14 protein-coding genes are annotated in these 17,839 nt (G+C 69.7%); 5 read left to right on the top strand and 9 right to left on the bottom strand.

Translation table 11 applies throughout. The features are described from left to right. Nucleotides 1-469 precede the first annotated feature (469 nt). The 3 genes from AB5J53_RS12715 to AB5J53_RS12705 all read left to right on the top strand — a co-directional run bounded on the left by AB5J53_RS12715 (nt 470) and on the right by AB5J53_RS12705 (nt 3,813). Nucleotides 470-2,050 (top strand): TROVE domain-containing protein, encoded by a 1,581-nt coding sequence (locus AB5J53_RS12715; protein WP_369245735.1) that lies wholly within the window; start codon nt 470-472, stop codon nt 2,048-2,050. 78 nt (nt 2,051-2,128) lie between these two features. Then, nucleotides 2,129-2,782 (top strand): GntR family transcriptional regulator, encoded by a 654-nt coding sequence (locus AB5J53_RS12710; RefSeq protein WP_369245734.1) that lies wholly within the window; start codon nt 2,129-2,131, stop codon nt 2,780-2,782. A 14-nt stretch (nt 2,783-2,796) separates the two neighbouring features. After that, entirely contained in the window at nt 2,797-3,813 is a 1,017-nt protein-coding gene (locus tag AB5J53_RS12705; RefSeq protein ID WP_369245733.1) for a 1-aminocyclopropane-1-carboxylate deaminase, read from the top strand. A gap of 64 nt (nt 3,814-3,877) precedes the next feature. Here the strand turns inward: AB5J53_RS12705 and AB5J53_RS12700 are convergent, their stop codons facing one another. Next, nucleotides 3,878-5,311, bottom strand: a complete 1,434-nt coding sequence (locus tag AB5J53_RS12700; protein WP_369245732.1) for an MFS transporter — start codon at nt 5,309-5,311, stop codon at nt 3,878-3,880. Between the two features lie 136 nt (nt 5,312-5,447). On the opposite strand from AB5J53_RS12700, the gene AB5J53_RS12695 reads away from it, so the two are divergent. Next, a complete protein-coding gene (locus AB5J53_RS12695; protein ID WP_369245731.1) occupies nt 5,448-6,014 on the top strand; it encodes a TetR/AcrR family transcriptional regulator in 567 nt (188 codons plus the stop codon). Nucleotides 6,015-6,037: 23 nt separating this feature from the next. Here the strand turns inward: AB5J53_RS12695 and AB5J53_RS12690 are convergent, their stop codons facing one another. The 8 genes from AB5J53_RS12690 to AB5J53_RS12655 all read right to left on the bottom strand — a co-directional run bounded on the left by AB5J53_RS12690 (nt 6,038) and on the right by AB5J53_RS12655 (nt 16,529). Further along, nucleotides 6,038-8,653 (bottom strand): NACHT domain-containing NTPase, encoded by a 2,616-nt coding sequence (locus AB5J53_RS12690; RefSeq protein ID WP_369245730.1) that lies wholly within the window; start codon nt 8,651-8,653, stop codon nt 6,038-6,040. 222 nt (nt 8,654-8,875) lie between these two features. Beyond that, nucleotides 8,876-10,114: a TerD family protein gene (locus tag AB5J53_RS12685; RefSeq protein WP_369252195.1), complete on the bottom strand. Its 1,239-nt coding sequence runs from the start codon at nt 10,112-10,114 to the stop codon at nt 8,876-8,878. 264 nt (nt 10,115-10,378) lie between these two features. Beyond that, entirely contained in the window at nt 10,379-11,368 is a 990-nt protein-coding gene (locus AB5J53_RS12680; protein WP_369245729.1) for a zinc-dependent alcohol dehydrogenase family protein, read from the bottom strand. After that, nucleotides 11,365-12,216, bottom strand: coding sequence for a carbohydrate ABC transporter permease (locus AB5J53_RS12675; RefSeq protein WP_189187512.1), 852 nt, complete (start codon nt 12,214-12,216; stop codon nt 11,365-11,367). Before AB5J53_RS12675 ends, AB5J53_RS12680 begins: the two co-directional genes overlap by 4 nt. Continuing rightward, nucleotides 12,213-13,151 (bottom strand): carbohydrate ABC transporter permease, encoded by a 939-nt coding sequence (locus AB5J53_RS12670; protein WP_369245728.1) that lies wholly within the window; start codon nt 13,149-13,151, stop codon nt 12,213-12,215. Before AB5J53_RS12670 ends, AB5J53_RS12675 begins: the two co-directional genes overlap by 4 nt. Continuing rightward, nucleotides 13,148-14,518: a sugar ABC transporter substrate-binding protein gene (locus tag AB5J53_RS12665; RefSeq protein ID WP_369245727.1), complete on the bottom strand. Its 1,371-nt coding sequence runs from the start codon at nt 14,516-14,518 to the stop codon at nt 13,148-13,150. Before AB5J53_RS12665 ends, AB5J53_RS12670 begins: the two co-directional genes overlap by 4 nt. Before the next feature lie 141 nt (nt 14,519-14,659). After that, the gene (locus AB5J53_RS12660; RefSeq protein ID WP_369245726.1) at nt 14,660-15,430 is read right to left on the bottom strand and encodes a DeoR/GlpR family DNA-binding transcription regulator; all 771 of its coding nucleotides are present in this window, start codon (nt 15,428-15,430) and stop codon (nt 14,660-14,662) included. A 274-nt stretch (nt 15,431-15,704) separates the two neighbouring features. Continuing rightward, the gene (locus AB5J53_RS12655) at nt 15,705-16,529 is read right to left on the bottom strand and encodes an NAD-dependent epimerase/dehydratase family protein (protein ID WP_369245725.1); all 825 of its coding nucleotides are present in this window, start codon (nt 16,527-16,529) and stop codon (nt 15,705-15,707) included. Nucleotides 16,530-16,853: 324 nt separating this feature from the next. Between AB5J53_RS12655 and AB5J53_RS12650 the strand changes: the two genes are divergently transcribed. After that, nucleotides 16,854-17,795, top strand: coding sequence for a 5-dehydro-4-deoxyglucarate dehydratase (locus tag AB5J53_RS12650; protein WP_369245724.1), 942 nt, complete (start codon nt 16,854-16,856; stop codon nt 17,793-17,795). Nucleotides 17,796-17,839 lie beyond the last annotated feature (44 nt).

The following is a 17,839-nucleotide window of genomic DNA, read 5'->3' as shown; positions in this document are numbered from 1 at the left end:
CGCCCTCCTAAAGTGGTGCACGTCCAGGTGCGAAGGCAGGACCTACTTCCACTCATAATGGGGCGGCCGCGGGTTCGAGTCCCGCCACCGGTACAACGCGCCGGTGTAGCTCAGGGGTTAGAGCACCTACGTCGGTTCCGTCGGCCTTGAACTCTGGACACCACAACTTCATGCACCTCCCGGTGCGCGGGCTGCGGCTACTTCTCTCTCAAAGAATCCACGCCGCCGCCGATTTGATCTCGGGAGGCGCAGCTCATGGTGGGTGCCCGGTGCGCAGGCAACGGTTACTTCATTGGATCGGACGGTTGCGGGTTCAAATCCCGTCATCGACTTCGGGTCGGTGTAGCTCAATTCGGTAGAGCATCTGGCTAAGTCCGTCGCCGACTCCTGATCTCGGGCACGCTCCATTTGCTGCGCCTCCCCTCGAAACACGACTGGAAAGTCGTAAACGAATTCGGGGGAATTCATCATGGCGCGATTCAACACCAAGGCGGCCAAGGCGCAGCCCACTTCGCGGGTGACCTCGACCGGCCGTGTGCTCCGTACGTACGAGGGCGGCCGAGGCCAGGAGCGCGACGCGCGCTCCGAGCTCTTCCTGCTCGCCATCGCCAACTTCGTTTCGCAGCAGACCTTCTACGAGTCCGGCGCGGCCCGCGACGACCGTTTCGCCACGCTGGTGCGCGAGCTCGCCGTCGCCGACCCGTCGTGGACGGCCGCCCTGCTCGGCTGGCTGCGCGGTGAGGGCAACCTGCGTACGGCCTCGATCGTGGGCGCCGCCGAGTACGTGAAGGCACGTCTCGACGCGGGCGCCACCGACGGCCCGGCCAACCGCCAGGTCATCGCGTCCGTGCTGCGCCGCCCGGACGAGCCCGGCGAGCTGCTCGCGTACTGGACCTCGCAGTACGGCCGCAACGTGCCCAAGCCCGTCAAGCGGGGCATCGCCGACGCCGTACGACGTCTCTACAACGGCAAGGCGCTGCTGAAGTACGACACCGCGTCCAAGGGCTACCGCTTCGGCGACATCCTCAACCTGGTGCACGCTGCGCCGGACCCGGACAAGCCGTGGCAGGGCGAGCTGTTCCAGTACGCGCTGGACCGGCGTCACAACCCGGACACGGCCGTGGTGCCCAAGTCGCTGCCCGTGCTCGTGGCGCACCGTGACCTGATGGCGCTGCGGCCCGCCAAGCGGCGCAAGGTCGTGACGTCAGCGCATGGCGCGCAGCGCCTGGCGGAGGCGGGTATGACCTGGGAGGCGCTGGCCGGCTGGCTGCAGGGCCCGATGGACAAGGCGGCCTGGGAGGCCGTGATCCCGTCCATGGGCGCGATGGCGCTCGTACGGAACCTGCGGAACTTCGACGAGGCGGGTGTCAGCGACGAGGTGGCGGCTCAGGTCGCCGCCAAGATCAGCGACCCGGCCGAGGTCGCGCGTTCGCGGCAGTTCCCGTTCCGCTACCTCGCCGCGTACCAGCACGCGCCCTCGCTGCGCTGGTCGTACCCGCTGGAGCAGGCGCTCGGCCACTCGCTGGCCAATGTGCCGGCGCTGCGCGGACGGACGCTGGTGCTCGTCGACCGGTCCGGTTCGATGTTCTACTCGCGGCTGTCCGACCGTTCCGAGCTCAACCGGGCGGACGCGGCGGCGATCTTCGGCACGGCGCTCGCGCTGCGGGCGGCGGACGCGGATCTCGTCGAGTTCGGCACCAGCAGCAACCGCGTGAAGTTCCGCAAGGGCGAGTCGGTGCTCAAGGTGCTGGAGCGCTTCGGGGACCTCGGCGGCACCAACACCAGCGAGGCGGTCCGCGAGCACTACAAGAAGCACGACCGTGTGCTGATCGTCACCGACGAGCAGGCCACGTACAGCCACTACGGCGACCCGACCGAGCAGGTCCCGGCGCACGTACCGGTCTACACGTGGAACCTGGCGGGATACCGGGCGGGCCACGCCCCGTCCGGGAAGGGGAACAGGCACACGTTCGGCGGGCTCTCGGACGCGGCCTTCCGGATGGTGCCGCTCCTTGAGTCGGCGCGGGACGCGGACTGGCCCTGGAAGTGAGCGGATGAGTGCGGCCCGTACTTCGGTGCGGGCCGCACTCTTGTGCGTATCGAGTACTGATATCTAACATTTCAGTTCATGGAGGCGATACGGCCCGTGCGGCGGACCCTGCTCCGGGACCGCGCTTACGAGGCGATACGGGACGCCATCGTGGCCGGCGACATCGCGCCGGGCGCGGTGGTGCGGGACGCCGAGCTGGCCGAGCTGCTCGGGCTGTCGCGGGCGCCGGTGCGGGAGGCCTTCTCACGACTGGTCGACGAGGGGCTCCTGGAGTCCAAGCCGCAGAGTTACACACGGGTGACGCCTGTGGTGGCCGCCGATGTGCGGGACGCCGCGGCCGTCGTCGGCGCCATGCACGAGCTGGTGACGCGGGCGGCCGTGCCCCGGCTTCTCGCGGACCACGTGGGTGCCATGCGGGACGCCAATGTGCGGTTCGCCGCGGCTGTACGGGACGGCGACGTGGACGCCGCCCTGCGCGCCGACGACGAGTTGCACGACGTTCTCGTCCGGGTCGGCGGCAATCGTGCCGCCGACGCCACCATCGCCCGCTACACCCCGCTCATCCGCCGGCTGGAGCGGCGACGCTTCGGCGAGGGCGGCAACTGCCGTTCGGCCGGGCTGCACGAGCGGCTGATCGAGGCCTGTGCGGGCGGTGAGGTGGACGAGGCGGTCCGCGTCACGGCGGAGATCTGGCGGGGCCTGGAAGAGCTCGCCGACGAAGAGGCCCACTGAACCCGGGAGGACCCATGTCCCTTTCCTCGTACGAGCGTTACCCGCTGCTCTTCGGACCCTCGCCCGTGCATCCGCTGGAGCGGCTGACGAAGCACCTCGGCGGCGCCTCCCTGTGGGCCAAGCGGGAGGACTGCAACTCCGGTGTCGCGTACGGCGGGAACAAGACCCGCAAGCTGGAGTATCTCGTCGCCGACGCGCTCGCACAGGGCTGCGACACGCTCGTCTCGATCGGCGGGGTGCAGTCCAACCACACCCGCCAGGTCGCGGCCTGCGCCGCCCGCGCCGGACTCAAGTGCGTACTGGTGCAGGAAAGTTGGGTGGAGTGGCCCGACTCCGTGTACGACAAGGTCGGCAACATCCTCATCAGCCGGCTCGCCGGCGCGGACGTACGGCTCGTGCGGGCCGGGTTCGGGATCGGGTTCAAGGAGAGCTGGGAGCAGGCGCTGCGGGAGGTCGAGGAGTCGGGCGGCAAGCCGTACGCCATCCCGGCGGGGGCCTCCGACCATCCGCTGGGCGGACTGGGGTTCGCCGGGTGGGCTTGTGAAGTCGCCGAGCAGGAGCGGGAGTTGGGCGTCTTCTTCGACACGGTCGTGGTGTGCTCCGTGACCGGGTCGACCCAGGCGGGCATGGTGGCCGGGTTCGCCGCGCTGGAGGAGGCGGGCGGGCGGCCGCGGCGCGTCCTCGGGATCGACGCGTCGGCGGCGCCCTCCCGTACCCGTGAGCAGATCGCGCGGATCGCCCACGGAACGGGCCGACTCATCGGCGTACAGAAGGAATTGACGGAGGCGGACGTCGAGCTGGACGAGCGCTACCACGCGGGCACGTACGGGATTCCGGACGAGGCCACGCTGGAGGCGATGCGGCTCGCGGCGCGCACCGAGGGGATGGTCACCGACCCCGTCTACGAGGGGAAGTCCATGGCGGGAATGGTGGATCTGGTGGCGCGGGGTGAGATCGGGCGGGAGTCGACCGTGCTCTACGCCCATCTGGGCGGGCAGCCGGCGTTGAACGCGTACAGCGCGCTGTTCTAGGCGGTGCCTTCTCTCGGTCGGGGGCTTCGGCCTCTATGCGGTGGTCTCCTGCGCGGGTGGTCTTCTATGCGGTGGTCTTCGGCTTGGTGCCGGTGATCACGAGTGCTGACACCAGCAGGGCGGTGAGCGCGATCAGCGAGCCGATGCCGAAGGCGCGGGCCGCGCCGTGGGTGAGGATCTCGGACCGTGACCCGGTCGCGTGCCGGGTCACGGTGCCGAACACCGTGACCAGGATGGACAGTCCGAGCGTGCCGCCGAGCCATTGGAGGGTCTGCAGCAGACCGGACGCGGCGCCCGCCTCACGCGGCTCGATGCCCGCGAGGATCGTCGCGTTGAGCGGCATGAAGCTCAGGCCCACGCCTACGCCCATCAGCAGCAACGGGCCGAACAGGCCGGTCGGATAGCCGTCGCCGGGCTGGAGCCGCCACAGCCACGCGGCCGCGGTGACGAGCAGGGCCATGCCGGTGAGCAGCACCGGCTTGGCGCCGAGGCGGGCCAGGAGCCGCGGTACGAAGCGCACGGTCGTGAACATCGCCAGGGTCATCGGAAGGAAGGCGAAGCCTGCGCGAAGCGGGCTGTATTCGAGGACCTGTTGGCAGATCAGGGTGAGGAAGTAGAACGCGCCGAACATGCCGGCGGGCAGCAGCAGGACGCCCGCGTAGCCGCCCGCGCGGTTGCGGCTGGCGAACAGGCGCAGAGGCATGATCGGCTGGCCCGCACGGGACTCGATCAGCGTGAAGCCCGCCAGCAGGGCCGCCGCCGCGCTGAAACCGAGCTGCGCCTGGGTGTCGCCCCAGCCGTCCTGCGAGACCCGGATGAACGCGTAGACGAGCGAAGTCATCCCGGCGGTGCCGGTGAGCGCGCCCGCCGCGTCGAACCGGCCCGCGTGGCGCGGCGTCTCGGTGACGAAGCGCGGGAGGGCCACGGCGACCGCGATGCCGATCGGTACGTTGATCAGCAGGGCCCAGCGCCAGGACGCCCACGAGGTGAGCATGCCGCCGAGGACCAGGCCGACGGAGGCGCCGATGCCCGCCATGGAGGAGTAGACGCCGAGGGCGTGGTGGCGGCGCGGGCCCTCGGGGAAGTTGGTGGTGATCAGGGCGAGGGTGCTGGGGGCCGTGAGGGCGGCGCCCACGCCCTGCAGCGCGCGGGCCGCGAGCAGCCAGGCGTTCTCGGTGGCGAGTCCGCCGAGGAGAGAGGAGGTGGCGAAGAGCAGGACGCCGATGGTGAGTGTGCGGCGGCGGCCGACGATGTCTCCGACCCGGCCGCCGAGGAGCAGCAGACCGCCGAAGGCGAGCGTGTAGGCGTTGAGGACCCAGGAGAGGTCGGTGGGGGTGAAGTCGAGGTCTTTCTGGATGTCGGGCAGCGCGACGTTGACGACCGTGGAGTCGACGCCGACCATCAGGTAGGCGGTGACGATGACTAAGAGGGCGGTGCCGAGCCTGGCGGGTTGTGGTGGTGCCGAGAGCGCGTCGGTGGTCGTGGACGGGGTGGACATGGAGTGCTCCCTGTCTGGTGCCCCCGAGTGAGGTGCGCGCGGGCAGCGAGGACTGCCCGCCGGATAAGCGGGGACTGTCTCCGTTTAGTTCTCGCTAAGATACGGAGAGACTCCCCGGTTTGCAAGGAGTATCTGAATGACGCAGGTCAGGCCTATGCGCGCGGACGCTCGGCGCAACTATGAGCGGTTGCTGAAGGCTGCGGCAGAGGCATTCGCCGAGCATGGGGAAGGTGCGTCGCTCGACGACATCGCCAAGCGCGCCGGAGTGGGGTCCGGCACGCTGTACCGCCACTTCCCGACACGGCAGGCGCTGCTGGAGGCTGCCTACGTCGGCCGGGTCGAGGCGATCGCGGCGCGGGCCGACGAGATCGCGAAGGAGTTGCCGCCGGGCGAGGCACTGGTGGAGTGGCTGAACGAGCTCTGCGTCGGCACGATCCAGGTGCGCGGTATGAAGGCGCTGCTGGGTTCGGCCGTCACGGATGGCAGCTCGGCCGCGGTGACCGCATGCGGAACGTCGGTGAAGGGGGCGGCCACACGGCTGGTCGAGGCGGCTCAGCGGGAGGGAACGCTCCGGGCGGATATCGAGCCGATCGAGGTGCTGCGGCTGGCACATGGGGTGGCCGGCGCGTCCGAGCTGGCGAATGGGCAGGGGAAGCATATTCGCCGGTACCTGTCGCTGCTGACGGAGGGGCTGCGCCCCTAGGGCCGGGAACTCGACGACGGGCTCTACGGCGAAAGCTCGCCCAAGAGGTCCGCGGCACTGTCCGTGGCTGTTTCCGGAGGGACCGAGGGCGGGCCGATGGGCTCCCGGAGGACCCGTACGGAAGGAGGAAGCGTCTCCGCGCGAGTCTCCGGTATCTCGAAGAAGACGGTACTGAGATGGGGGAAGGCGCTCAGCCACTCCCAGGTGCAGTCGAGGTCGACCTCCACCCAGAGGTCGTAGAGGCTGTTCGCGTCACACGCGCTCTGGAACTCCTCCGGCCTGAACGGACCCGAGATCTTGATGCGGGACCGGCCGCCGAAGCCGCGCAGCGCCCGCAGTTCCGCGGGGTTGGAGACCGGGAAGTACAGATAGTCGTCGGCCAGGTGCGCGACGACCTCCTCGGCGTAGCGGTCGCAGTCGAACCGGCTCCAGACCCGGGCCAGTTCGGCCCGCACCCGGATGTCGGTCAGCTCGCGGTACGCGGCCAGCACGGGAATCGCCGCGTCGGTCGCGATGCGCGTCGCGGTCAGCACGGTGAAGTAGGCCTCGTCCTGCGAGAGCTCCTCCGGTCCCGGAAGCAGATCCAGGACGACCGGGCCGACATCGGCCAGCGTCCGGGCCTGCTCCGCCGACTGGGGCGGAATCAGGGCCGCGGCCCGCCGCTCCACCTCGGTTCTCACCTCGGGGTCCAGCTCCGTCGCGTGCTCCAGGCAGGCGGCCGCCAGGAGGTGGAGCCGACGGCTTTCCTGCTCCGAGCAGTCGCCGCGCTCGATGAGCCCGGTGAGCAGCCGCGTACGCTCCGTCGTCCGCGCATGGGCGACGGACATCCGGATGACGTCCTCCCACTGGTCGAGATGGGCGTGCGCGATGAGGAAGTCGAAGTCGAGACCCTCCACCGCCGCCTTGGCGCCCAGGTAGTCCTGGAAGGTGCGGTGGATGAAGTCCATCGAGCCCTTGGTCGGTTCGCGCAACAGGCCGCTGCGGACCAGCAGATGGCGGTAGATCTCCTCCGCGGTGCCCTGCTCGGCGATGCGCGGCATCGCGGGCAGGGCATGTGCCAGGAGGTCGACCGCGTCGGCCCGGTCCATCTCCGAACGGCCGTTGCGGATCATCCAGTACGCGAGCTTCTGGATCAGCTGGACGTGATGGGCCTCGCCGATACGGATCGTGCCCGGCTTGTAGATGCCCCGCTCGCGGTCGCGCCGGGACAGCAGCATGGAGAGCGCGGCGTCGTAGATCTCCTTGCGGCCGTCGGGGAGATGGCCGCGGCGGTCCTGATGGAGTGCGCAGATCAGCGCACACATCAGGGGGTTGGTGGCCAGCCGCCCCAGATCCTGCTTCGCCCGGATCGCCCGCAGCAGATCCTGCGCGTACTGGTCGCCGATACCGGCGGCCTTGTGCCATCGCCGGACGAACTCGGCCACGTTGTCCCGGCTCATCGGGGCCAGGTCGAGCTCCGCGAAGTCGTCACCGACCAGCCAGTCCTCCCGTACGGCGGACGGCCGTGACGTGACCAGCCACCGGTTGCGCGGATAGGAGTCGACCAGATCCTGCAGCCAGCGGCGGGCCTCCTCGCGCTCGTTCTCCGGGATCTCGTCGATGCCGTCGACCAGCATGAGCCCGCGCCCCGACCGCAATACCCGGTCGAACCAACCCGTCGGCTGAAGGGCGGCGATCGGACAGCCGACCTCGGACAGGAACTCGTCGGGGGTGGGGAGCTTGGCACCGCCCCGCGTCAGCGTGCGCAGCGGAAGGACGAACGGAACGAGGCCGTACAAGTACAGCAGTCGCTCGTCGAGCGCCTTCTGCGCGGTGGACACCGCCAGCCACTGCACCAGCGTCGTCTTCCCGGAACCGGCCACTCCGCGCAGGAGCACGCGATTGCGCCCCGCCAGCACCTGGTCGGCGGGCAGCAGCATGGGGTTCGTCGTGTCGCCCACCGCGTCCAGGCTCAGATACGCGGCGTCGAGCGGCCAGGTGCCCGGGGACTCGGACAGATCGAGCCCGAAGATCGTCAGCTTGCCGTGCTTGGAGGCGATGTAGCGGGCGTAGCGCTCCTCGAACGGGGCGTCGGCCGGCGACGGTGTCCGCGCGATCAGCCCGTCGATCTTCTTCGACAGCTCCTCGATCCGGTGACTCTGCTCCACCAGCGTGCGGGCGACAAAGGTCGACCTCTGGGTGAAGAAATGCACGATGTGCAAAGACGCGGTGTCGAGCACGCTCACATAGAGATAGACCGCGTCGCTCGACAGCCCGAGCGTGGCGGACGGGCTCTGCGCCCGCAGATGCTGCGCCAGAGCCATGTGGCCGAGCTGGACGGCCTGTACGTCGTCCATGTCGATGCTGTCCATGGCGCGCAGGGTGTCGGCGACCGAGTGGGCCACGGCGGCCAGTTCGTACGACGGGAGGCGTTCCGCCACGCCCGTCGACTGCGCGGCCCGGTTGACCAGCTCCCTGGCGATCTTGTGCAGGTCGAGGTCGGACAGAACGCGTTTCTCGCCCGTGAAGGAGACCAGGCTCGAGATGCGTACGGGCTTGTCGACCAGCCCCGCTCCAGGACCCTCGGCCACGAACAGCTTCTTGATCAGCGGTGCGACCACGCTCGACGCGAGCCGAGCGCCAATGGCAGCGGGATCCATCTGCCCCCCGTCGGGTGCGTGCGGACGGCGGCCACCTCGGTGTGGCCCGGCGCCGGGTGCCCGGACTGAGCAGAGTAGGACAAAGGCGGGTACCGCGGAGGGGGAACGGCGTGGGATGTCGCCGGACATGAAGCACGGCGGTGGTGACCTCAAGTCCCCACCGCCGTCTGCCTCTTGCGCGCCCTTTCGCGCTCCCGTGCGCCGGTCGCCGGCGAGCCGTCGCTAGAGCGCCTGGGCGGCCGGCTTCACCATGCCGCGGACCGTGCGGGACTTCACGAAGTCGCCGATGGCCGTCATCTCCCACTCACCGGAGAACTGCTTGATGAGCTTGGCCATCATGACGCCGGTCTGGGGTTCGGCGTTGGTGAGGTCGAAGCGGACCAGTTCCTCGCCGGTGGCGGCGTCGAGGAGGCGGCAGTAGGCCTTGGCCACCTCGGTGAACTTCTGGCCGGAGAAGGAGTTGACCGTGAAGACCAGGCCGGTGACGTCCTGGGGGAGACGGCCGAGGTCCACGACGATCACCTCGTCGTCGCCGCCGCCCTCTCCCGTGAGGTTGTCGCCGGAGTGCTTGATCGCGCCGTTCACGATCGAGAGCTTGCCGAAGTAGCAGCTGTCGATGTGGTTGCGCTGCGGTCCGTACGCGATGACCGAGGCGTCCAGGTCGATGTCCTTGCCGCGGTAGGCGGGCTCCCAGCCGAGGCCCATCTTGACCTGGGAGAGGAGCGGGCGGCCGCCCTTGACCAGGGAGACGGTCTGGTTCTTCTGGAGGCTCACCCGGCCCTTGTCGAGGTTGATCTTGCCGGAGGGCGCGGGCGCGGCTGCCGCCGCGGGGGCGGGGGGAGCGGCCGGGGCCGGCGGGGCCGTGAGGCGGGGGTCCAGGGGCGGGGCCGGCGGGGCGACCGGGGGCTGCATCGCGGGGGCGGGCGGGGCGATCGGCTGTGCGGGTGCCGGGGCCGGTGCGGCTGCCGGTTCTTCCACCGTCACACCGAAGTCCGTGGCGATGCCCGCCAGGCCGTTCGCGTAGCCCTGGCCGACCGCTCGGGCCTTCCACGCGCCGTTGCGGAGGTAGATCTCGACGATCACCAGGGCCGTCTCCGCACCCAGCTGGGGCGGGGTGAAGGTCGCGAGCACCGAGGTGTCGTCCGCGTTGCGGATGGTGGCCGTGGGTTCGATGCCCTGGAAGGTCTGGCCCGCCGCGTCCGGGCTCGCGGTGACGACGATCTTCTCGATGCCCGGGGGGACCGCGGTCGTGTCGACCGTGATCGCGTCCGGGGCCGTGCCGCCGCCCGAGCGGTACGTCACGCCCGGGCCTGCGGGCTGGTTGTAGAAGATGAAGTCGTCGTCGGAGCGCACCTTGCCGTCGGCGGTGAGCAGCAGGCCCGATACGTCGAGCCGCACCGGGGCGGCGACGTCCACCGTCACACGGGTGACGGGGAGAGGGATGTTCGAGCCGGGGGTCATAGCTGTCATGCCAGGGGTAACGAGCGGGGGCGCTTTACCGTTCCCTTACCCAGGGAGTTGATTGGTGGGGGGGTGCGGGCGAGTGGGTTTTTCGCCCCCTCCGCCCCTGCCCGTCCCGTACCTGGGGGCTGCCGCCCCAGACCCCCGCTTAAAAGATCGCGCAGTTCCCCGCGCCCCTTTTCAGGGGCGCGGGGAACTGCGCGAACGGGGTCTGGGGCGGAGCCCCAGGTCGGGTCGGGCAGGGGCGGAGGGGGCGAAAAAGCCTTACGGCACCACCACGATCTTCCGGCCCACGCCCGACGCGAACTGTTCCAGTGCCTGGGGATAGCTCGTCAGGGGGAGGCGGTCGCTGATGAAGACGGATGGATCGAGGACCCCGGTCGCGAAGAGTTCCGCCGCGCGTTCGAAGCTGTGGAGGACCGCCATCGAGCCGGTGATGGTGATCTCCTGGTTGTAGATGCGGTAGGGGTCGATGGTCACGCGGGTCGCGTAGTCGGCGACACCGAACTGGAGGAAGGTGCCCGCCTTGGCGACACGGCCCAGGCCGTCCTGGATCGCCGCCGCGTTCCCCGTCGCGTCGACGACCACGTCCCAGCCCTGGGGCCGCTCCAGCTCGTCGGCATCGGCCGCGGAAGCGGAGACGCCCAGCTGCTGGGCCGTGGCCAGCCGCTGCGGGTTGAGGTCCACGACGTCCACGCTCGCCGCACCGGTGCGCTTCGCGAGCTCCAGCATCATCAGGCCCATCGTCCCGGAGCCGTAGATCAGGACGTGGGCGCCCAGGCGGGAGTTCAGGACGTCGTAACCGCGTACCGCGCAGGAGAGCGGTTCGACCAGGGCCGCGTCCTGGGTGCGGACGTGCTCGGGGAGCTTGACGCAGTTGGCCACGGGGGCGACCGCGTACAGGGCGGCTCCACCCGCGGTCGTCACGCCGATCGCCGCCCACCGCTCGCAGAGGTTGTTGTGGCCCGTACGGCAGTAGCGGCACTCGTAGCAGTAGAGGGACGGGTCCACGGCCACGCGGTCGCCGACCGAGACTTCGGTGACCTGGGCGCCGACCCCGACCACCTCGCCCGCGAACTCGTGCCCCGGCACGATCGGCAGCTTGGGCGCGAACTCGCCCTGGAGGATGTGCAGATCGGTGCCGCACAGGCCACAGGCGGCGACCTCGACGACGACCTCGCGGGGCCCTGGCGTCGGGTCCGGGACCTCGGCGACGACGGCGCGGCCCACGGACTCGATGACGGCGGCCTTCATTTCACGGCTCCCAGTGACAGGCCCTGGACCAGCTTGTCCTGGGCGGCGAACCCCGCGGCGAGCACCGGCAGGGAGATGACCAGCGACGCGGCGCACACCTTCGCCAGGAACAGGCCCTGGCTGGTGATGAAGCCGGTCAGGAAGACGGGGGCGGTCTCGGCGACCACGCCCGTCAGTACGCGGGCGAACAGCAGCTCGTTCCAGCTGAAGATGAAGCAGATCAACGCCGTTGCCGCGATGCCTGGCAGGGCGATGGGGGCCACCACGCGTGCGAGGATCGTGGGCAGCCTCGCGCCGTCTATCTGCGCCGCCTCGATCACCGCCACCGGGACCTCGGCGAGGAACGACTGCATCATCCACACCGCGATCGGCAGATTCATGGAGGTGTAGAGGATGACCAGCAGCCAGATGTTGTCCAGCATTCCGGTGTTCTTGGCGAACAGGTAGATGGGCAGCAGCCCCGCCACCACCGGCAGCATCTTCGTCGACAGGAAGAAGAACAGGACGTCCGTCCACTTCTTCACCGGGCGGATGGAGAGCGCGTACGCCGCCGGGAAGGCCAGGAGGAGGACGCAGAGCGTCGAGACCAACGACGCCACCGTCGAGTTGATCAGCGCGGGCCAGGGGCTCGCGCCGCCTCCCGTGCCGAAGAACTCCCGGTAGCCGTCGAGGGTGAGGGCGGCGCCGAAGGACGGCGGGTTGGTCGCCGCGTCGGACTCCGAGTGGAACGACGTCAGGGCCATCCAGGCGATGGGCAGGAAGAAGACGACTCCGGCCAGCCAGGCCGCCAGGCCCAGGCCCGCTCCCCGGGTGCGGCGGGGACGTACTCGTATCGCGGTGGCGCTCATGCGCGGGACACCTCCTCGCGGAACAGGGACGACACCACGCGCAGCGCGAAGGTCGCGATGATGATCGAGCCGATGACGACCAGGACGCCCGCGGCCGAGGCGAGGCCGTTCTCGTGGGCCTGGTAGAAGCTCTGGTAGACGGTGTAGGGCAGGTTCGCGGTGCCGAGGCCGCCGGAGGTGATCGTGAACACCGCGTCGAAGTTCTGGACGATGTAGATCGAGCCCAGCAGGGCGCCGAGTTCCAGGTAGCGGCGCAAGTGGGGGAGTGTGAGGTAGCGGAAGACCTGCCAGTCGCTCGCGCCGTCCACCTTCGCGGCCTCGATCTGTTCGTGGGAGCGGCTCTGCAGGCCCGCGAGCAGGATCAGCATCATGAAGGGCGTCCACTGCCAGACGAGGGAAGCCTCGACCGCGAGCAGTGGGGTGTTGGAGATCCAGTCGGGCTGGGGGCCGCCCACGTAGTGCAGCAGGCCGTTCAGGAGGCCGTACTCGGGGTTGTAGAGGACGTGCTTCCAGAGCAGGGCCGCGGCTACCGGGACCACCAGGAACGGTGCGATCAGGAGCGTACGGACGATGCCCCGGCCGCGGAATTTCCGGTCCAGGAGCAGCGCCAGGACCAGGCCGAGGACCAGGCTGACCAGGACCACGGTGACGGTCAGCAGGACCGTCGTCCAGACGGAGTGGCGCAGGTCGGGATCGGTCAGTACGTCCGAGTAGTTGCCGAAGCCCGTGAAGTGGCGGGCCTTCGGGTAGAGGGAGTTCCAGTCGAAGAAGGAGATCACCAGCGTGGCCACGAAGGGGAGCTGAGTCACGGCGATCATGAAGATCAGGGCGGGGAGGAGCGGGGCGCGGGTGGCCCAGGCGCGCATCCGGCCGGAGGGACGGCGGGTGGCGCGTACGGAGGGGGCGGCCAGAGGGGCCGTTGTCGTTGCGGTCATCGTCCCTCGTACTCCTTGGAGATCTTCTCTGCGAGTTGCTGGGACTTGCTCAGGGCCGACTCGACGGACTGGCGTCCGGCGATGGCCGCGCTGATCTCCTGCGAGACCTTGGTGCCGAGATCGGTGAACTCGGGGATGCCGACGAACTGGATGCCGGGCGCGGGGCGCGGCTGCACCCCCGGGTCGCGCGGCCGGGCGCCCTCGATGGCGTCGCGCGTTGTGGCCTGGAAGGCCGCGGCCTCCTTGACGTAGGCGGCGTTCGTGTAGGTCGAGGCGCGCTTGCCGGCCGGGACGTTGGACCAGCCGATCGTGTCCCCGACCAGCTGCTCGTACTTCTTGCTGGAGGCCCAGGAGATGAACTTCCAGGCCTTGTCCGAGTTGTGGGAGGCCTTCTGCAGGCCCCAGGCCCAGGTGTAGAGCCAGCCGGAGGACTGGGTCTTGTCGACGGGCGCGGGTACGTAGCCGATCTTGCCCTTGACCGGGGAGTCGGACGCCTCCAGCGAACCGGCGGCGGAGGTGGCGTCGTACCACATGGCCGTCTTGCCCTGGGTCATGTTGTTGAGGCACTCGGCGAAGCCGGACTGGGCGGCGCCGGACTCGCCGTGCTTGCGGACGAGGTCTACATAGAACTTCGTCGCCTTTTCGAACTCAGGGGAGTCGAGGCGCGCCTTCCAGTCCTTGTCGAACCAGGTGCCGCCGAAGGTGTTCACGACGGTGGTGAGCGGGGCCATTAGCTCGCCCCAGCCGGGCAGGCCGCGCAGGCAGATGCCCTTCATGCCGGACTCGGCGCCGTCGGCCTCGGCGGCGAGCCTGCCCACCTGATCCCAGGTGGGATGCGCCGGCATCGTCAGGCCCTTCTTGGCGAACACGTCCTTGCGGTACATCAGGAAGGACGACTCGCCGTAGAACGGCTGCCCGTAGAGCTTCCCGTCGTCGGCCGTCAGGGACTGCCGCATGGGTTTGAGGATGTCCTGCTCGTCGTACGCGCTGTCCTGGCGTACGTAGGAGTCCATCTCGTGCAGCCAGCCGTTCCTGGCGTAGATCGGTATCTCGTAGTTGGACAGCGTGGCGACGTCGTACTGGCCCGCCTGGTTGGCGAAGTCCTGGCTGATCTTGTCGCGGACGTCGTTCTCCGGCAGGACGGTGAAGTTGACCTTGATGCCGGTCTCTTTGGTGAAGTGGGCTTTGGTGAGCTTCTGCAACTCCACCATCTGCGGGTTGTTGACCATCAGGACGTTGATGGAGTTGCCTCCGGAGCCCGCGCCGCCCGCTCCGGTCCAGCAGCCGGAGAGCAGCGGGGTGAGCAGCGTCCCTGCGGCGGCCGCGGCGAGCAGTGCGCGCGGCCTCCGTCGGCTCGGGGTTCGCATGGATCACTCCTGGACGTATGGGGAGATAAGGGGTGCGATCGGGCGTGGGGCGCCCTACGGGGTATGTGGGTTTGTGTTTTCGGGCGGTGGGGGGTGCGGATTTGGATTTCGAACTGAACGGAAGGTGGGTCGGTTTGGTTTTCAGACTCGGATGACCTGAGGGCCTTGCAGCGAGTACCGGTGGGCCTCGGACGCCGGGAGCAGCGTGCTCGTGACGATCGCCTCCAGGGCGCTGATGTCGGCGAACCGGCAGAAGCTGACCGCCCCGAATTTGGTGTGCACGCCGGCGAAGATCGTGCGCCGGGAGGCCCGGACCGCCTGCGCCTTGACCTCGCTGACCGCCGGGTCGGGCGTGGTGAGGCCGTGCTCGCGGGAGATGCCGTTGGCGCCGATGTAGGCCAGGTCGATGACGAAGCCGGAGAGCATCTTCGTCGTCCAGTGGTCGACTGTCGCGAGCGTGCCGGGGCGGACCCGGCCGCCGAGCAGCAGGACGCTCGTGTTGTCGGCCTCGGCGAGCGCGCCCGCCGTGGCCAGGGACGCGGTGACCACGGTCAGCGGCCGGTCCCGGGGCAGTGCCTCGGCGATGAGCTGCGGGGTGAACCCCTCGTCGACGAAGACCGTCTCGGCGTCCCCGAGCAGCTCGGCGGCCGCGGCCGCGATCCGGCGCTTCTCGGGCACATGGCTCGTGGTGCGGAAGGCGAGCGTGGTCTCGAAGCCGGCGCTCTCCACGGGGTAGGCGCCGCCGTGGGTGCGGCGCACCAGACCGTGGTCCTCCAGGGTGCGCAGATCCCGCCGTACGGTCTCCTTGGCGACGCCCAGTTCGGCGGCGAGCGCGGTGACGTCGACCGAGCCCGTGCGGCGCGCGGCCCGGACGATCTCGCGCTGCCGTTCCTCCGCCGTCATCGCCGTCATGGTCGTCACCTGCTCCCTTGCGCTCCGTCGCGCACTGCCCGTTCGGGCCCGGTGGGGCCTTGAGGGAAGTTCTACAGCGGGTATCGGCCACTGACCAGGCCTGTTGCGTGCCCGATGGTGACCGTCTGTGTCCGTTTCGCGCTACGGGTGCCCGCGGCGGACCTGGGGCGGAGCGGGTGGCGAGGTGGGATCGGGCAGGCTTCCTGCCCGAACACGGGAGCGGGCGGGCCCGTTCGGTGCCCGCCCGCCCCGTGTTCCGGCTTCCGCCGCCGCGTCAGTAAGGCCAGATCGGCGGGTGCGTGGTGAAGTGGCCGCCCAGGTGGGCGTGGTCCGGGTTGGCCGGGTCGAGCTCGCCCTGCTCGGCGATGAGCTTCTCGGCGTACGGCTCGGAGTCGTCCTGCGGCTCGTAGCCGAGCGCCCGGGCCGTCGAGAGGTCCCACCACAGTCGGGTGTTGGCGGACGAGCCGTAGACGACCGTGTGCCGTACGTCCTCGGCGGTCAGCGCCGCGTGGAAGAGGCGGGCGCCGTCCTCGGGGCTCATCCAGACCGAGAGCATGCGCACGCTCGTGGGCTCGGCGAAGCAGGAGCCGATGCGGACAGAGACCGTCTCCTGGCCGTACTTGTCCCAGTAGAACTGCGCCAGGTCCTCGCCGAAGGACTTGGACAGGCCGTAGAAGGTGTCCGGGCGGCGCGGGGTGTCGATGGGGATCAGGGCGCTGTCGTCGAAGGGGGCGTCGCCCTGCGGGCGCGGGGTGAAGCCGACCGCGTGGTTCGAGGAGGCGAAGACGATCCGGCGTACGCCCTCCTCGCGGGCCGCCTCGTACAGGTTGTACGTCCCCTCGATGTTCGCCCTGAGGATCTTCTCGAAGGAGGCTTCCAGGGAGATGCCCGCGAGGTGGACGATCGCGTCGACGCCCCGTACCGCCTCGCGCAGCGCCGCCTTGTCGGACAGATCCGCGGTGATCGCGTCCGGCTCGCCCTCGATGGGCCGCAGGTCCAGGAGGCGCAGCTCGTATCCGTACTTCGGCAGCAGTCCCCGCATCAGGGTGCCGAGTCCGCCGGCGGCGCCGGTGAGCAGAACGGTGCGGGGAGCGGGCATGCGGGGGTCTCCTCGGTGCGGGTCTCTGTGCCGCGGCGGTGTCGGGGCGGGTGTCGCGACGGGTGTCACGGCTGGGGTACCAGTGGGTGTCGCAACGGGTGTCACGGTGTGCGGCTGTATCCGTGTACGGCATTCACATGCGTGGACACGCTAAGGATCGCTGACGTGCTGCGTCAAGTGTCGCGCGGAGGTGGGGAATCCGCCTTCGTGTTGCGGGTTTGCGTGCTTGACCGGCCCTAAGGTCGCGGCTTAGCGTGGGCGCGTTCAGAAATATAGACGTGGATCAGAAACGTGCACCGGTGGGCACCTGTTTAGGGAGAGTCCGTGACGTCAGCCCCTCTCGCCGCTCGGCTCAGCGTCCCCAGCGGGCCGTTGTTCTTCCCCGTCACCGCGTACGGCCCCGACGGCTCCGTCGACCTCGACGTCTACCGGGAGCACGTGCGGCGCGGCGTCGAGGCGGGCGCCGCCGCCGTCTTCGCCTGCTGCGGCACGGGAGAGTTCCACGCGCTCACGCCGGAGGAGTTCGAGGCGTGTGTGCGGGCGGCCGTGGAGGCTGCGGAGGGGCGTGTGCCGGTGGTCGCCGGCGCCGGGTACGGGACCGCGCTCGCCGTACGGTTCGCTCGGCTCGCGGAGGGCGCAGGGGCCGACGGGCTGCTCGCCATGCCGCCGTATCTCGTCGTGGCCGGGCAGGAGGGGCTGCTGCGGCACTATCGCGAGGTCGCCGCGGCCACCTCGCTGGACGTCATCGTCTACCAGCGCGACAACGCCGTGTTCACGCCCGAGACCGTGGTCGAACTGGCACGCACCGACGGGATCATCGGGTTCAAGGACGGGCTGGGCGATCTGGACCTGATGCAGCGGATCGTGAGCGCGGTGCGGAGCGAAGTCCCCGGGGATTTCCTGTACTTCAACGGGCTGCCGACGGCCGAGCTGACCGGGCTCGCGTACCGGGGTATCGGGATCACGCTGTACTCGTCCGCGGTGTTCTGCTTCGCTCCCGAGATCGCGCTGGCCTTCCACCGTGCGCTGAACGCCGGGGACGACGAGGTGGTGAACCGGCTGCTCGACGGGTTCTACCGGCCGTTCGTCGATCTGCGGGCGCAGGGGCGGGGGTACGCGGTCTCCCTCGTCAAGGCGGGGGTGCGGTTGCGGGGGCTGGACGTGGGTGAGGTGCGGCCGCCGTTGCACGAGCCGGCCGAGGATCATGTCAAGCAGCTCGCGCAGTTGATCGAGCGGGGGCATGGGTTGCTCGAGGAGGGCGTGTGACGGTGTGGGCGGGACTTCTTGGGGAGGGCGTGTGACCGTGCGGG

Source organism: Streptomyces sp. R41 (assembly GCF_041053055.1).
In the GTDB taxonomy this organism is placed as follows: domain Bacteria; phylum Actinomycetota; class Actinomycetes; order Streptomycetales; family Streptomycetaceae; genus Streptomyces.
This window is presented reverse-complemented; position numbering and strand designations above follow the sequence as displayed.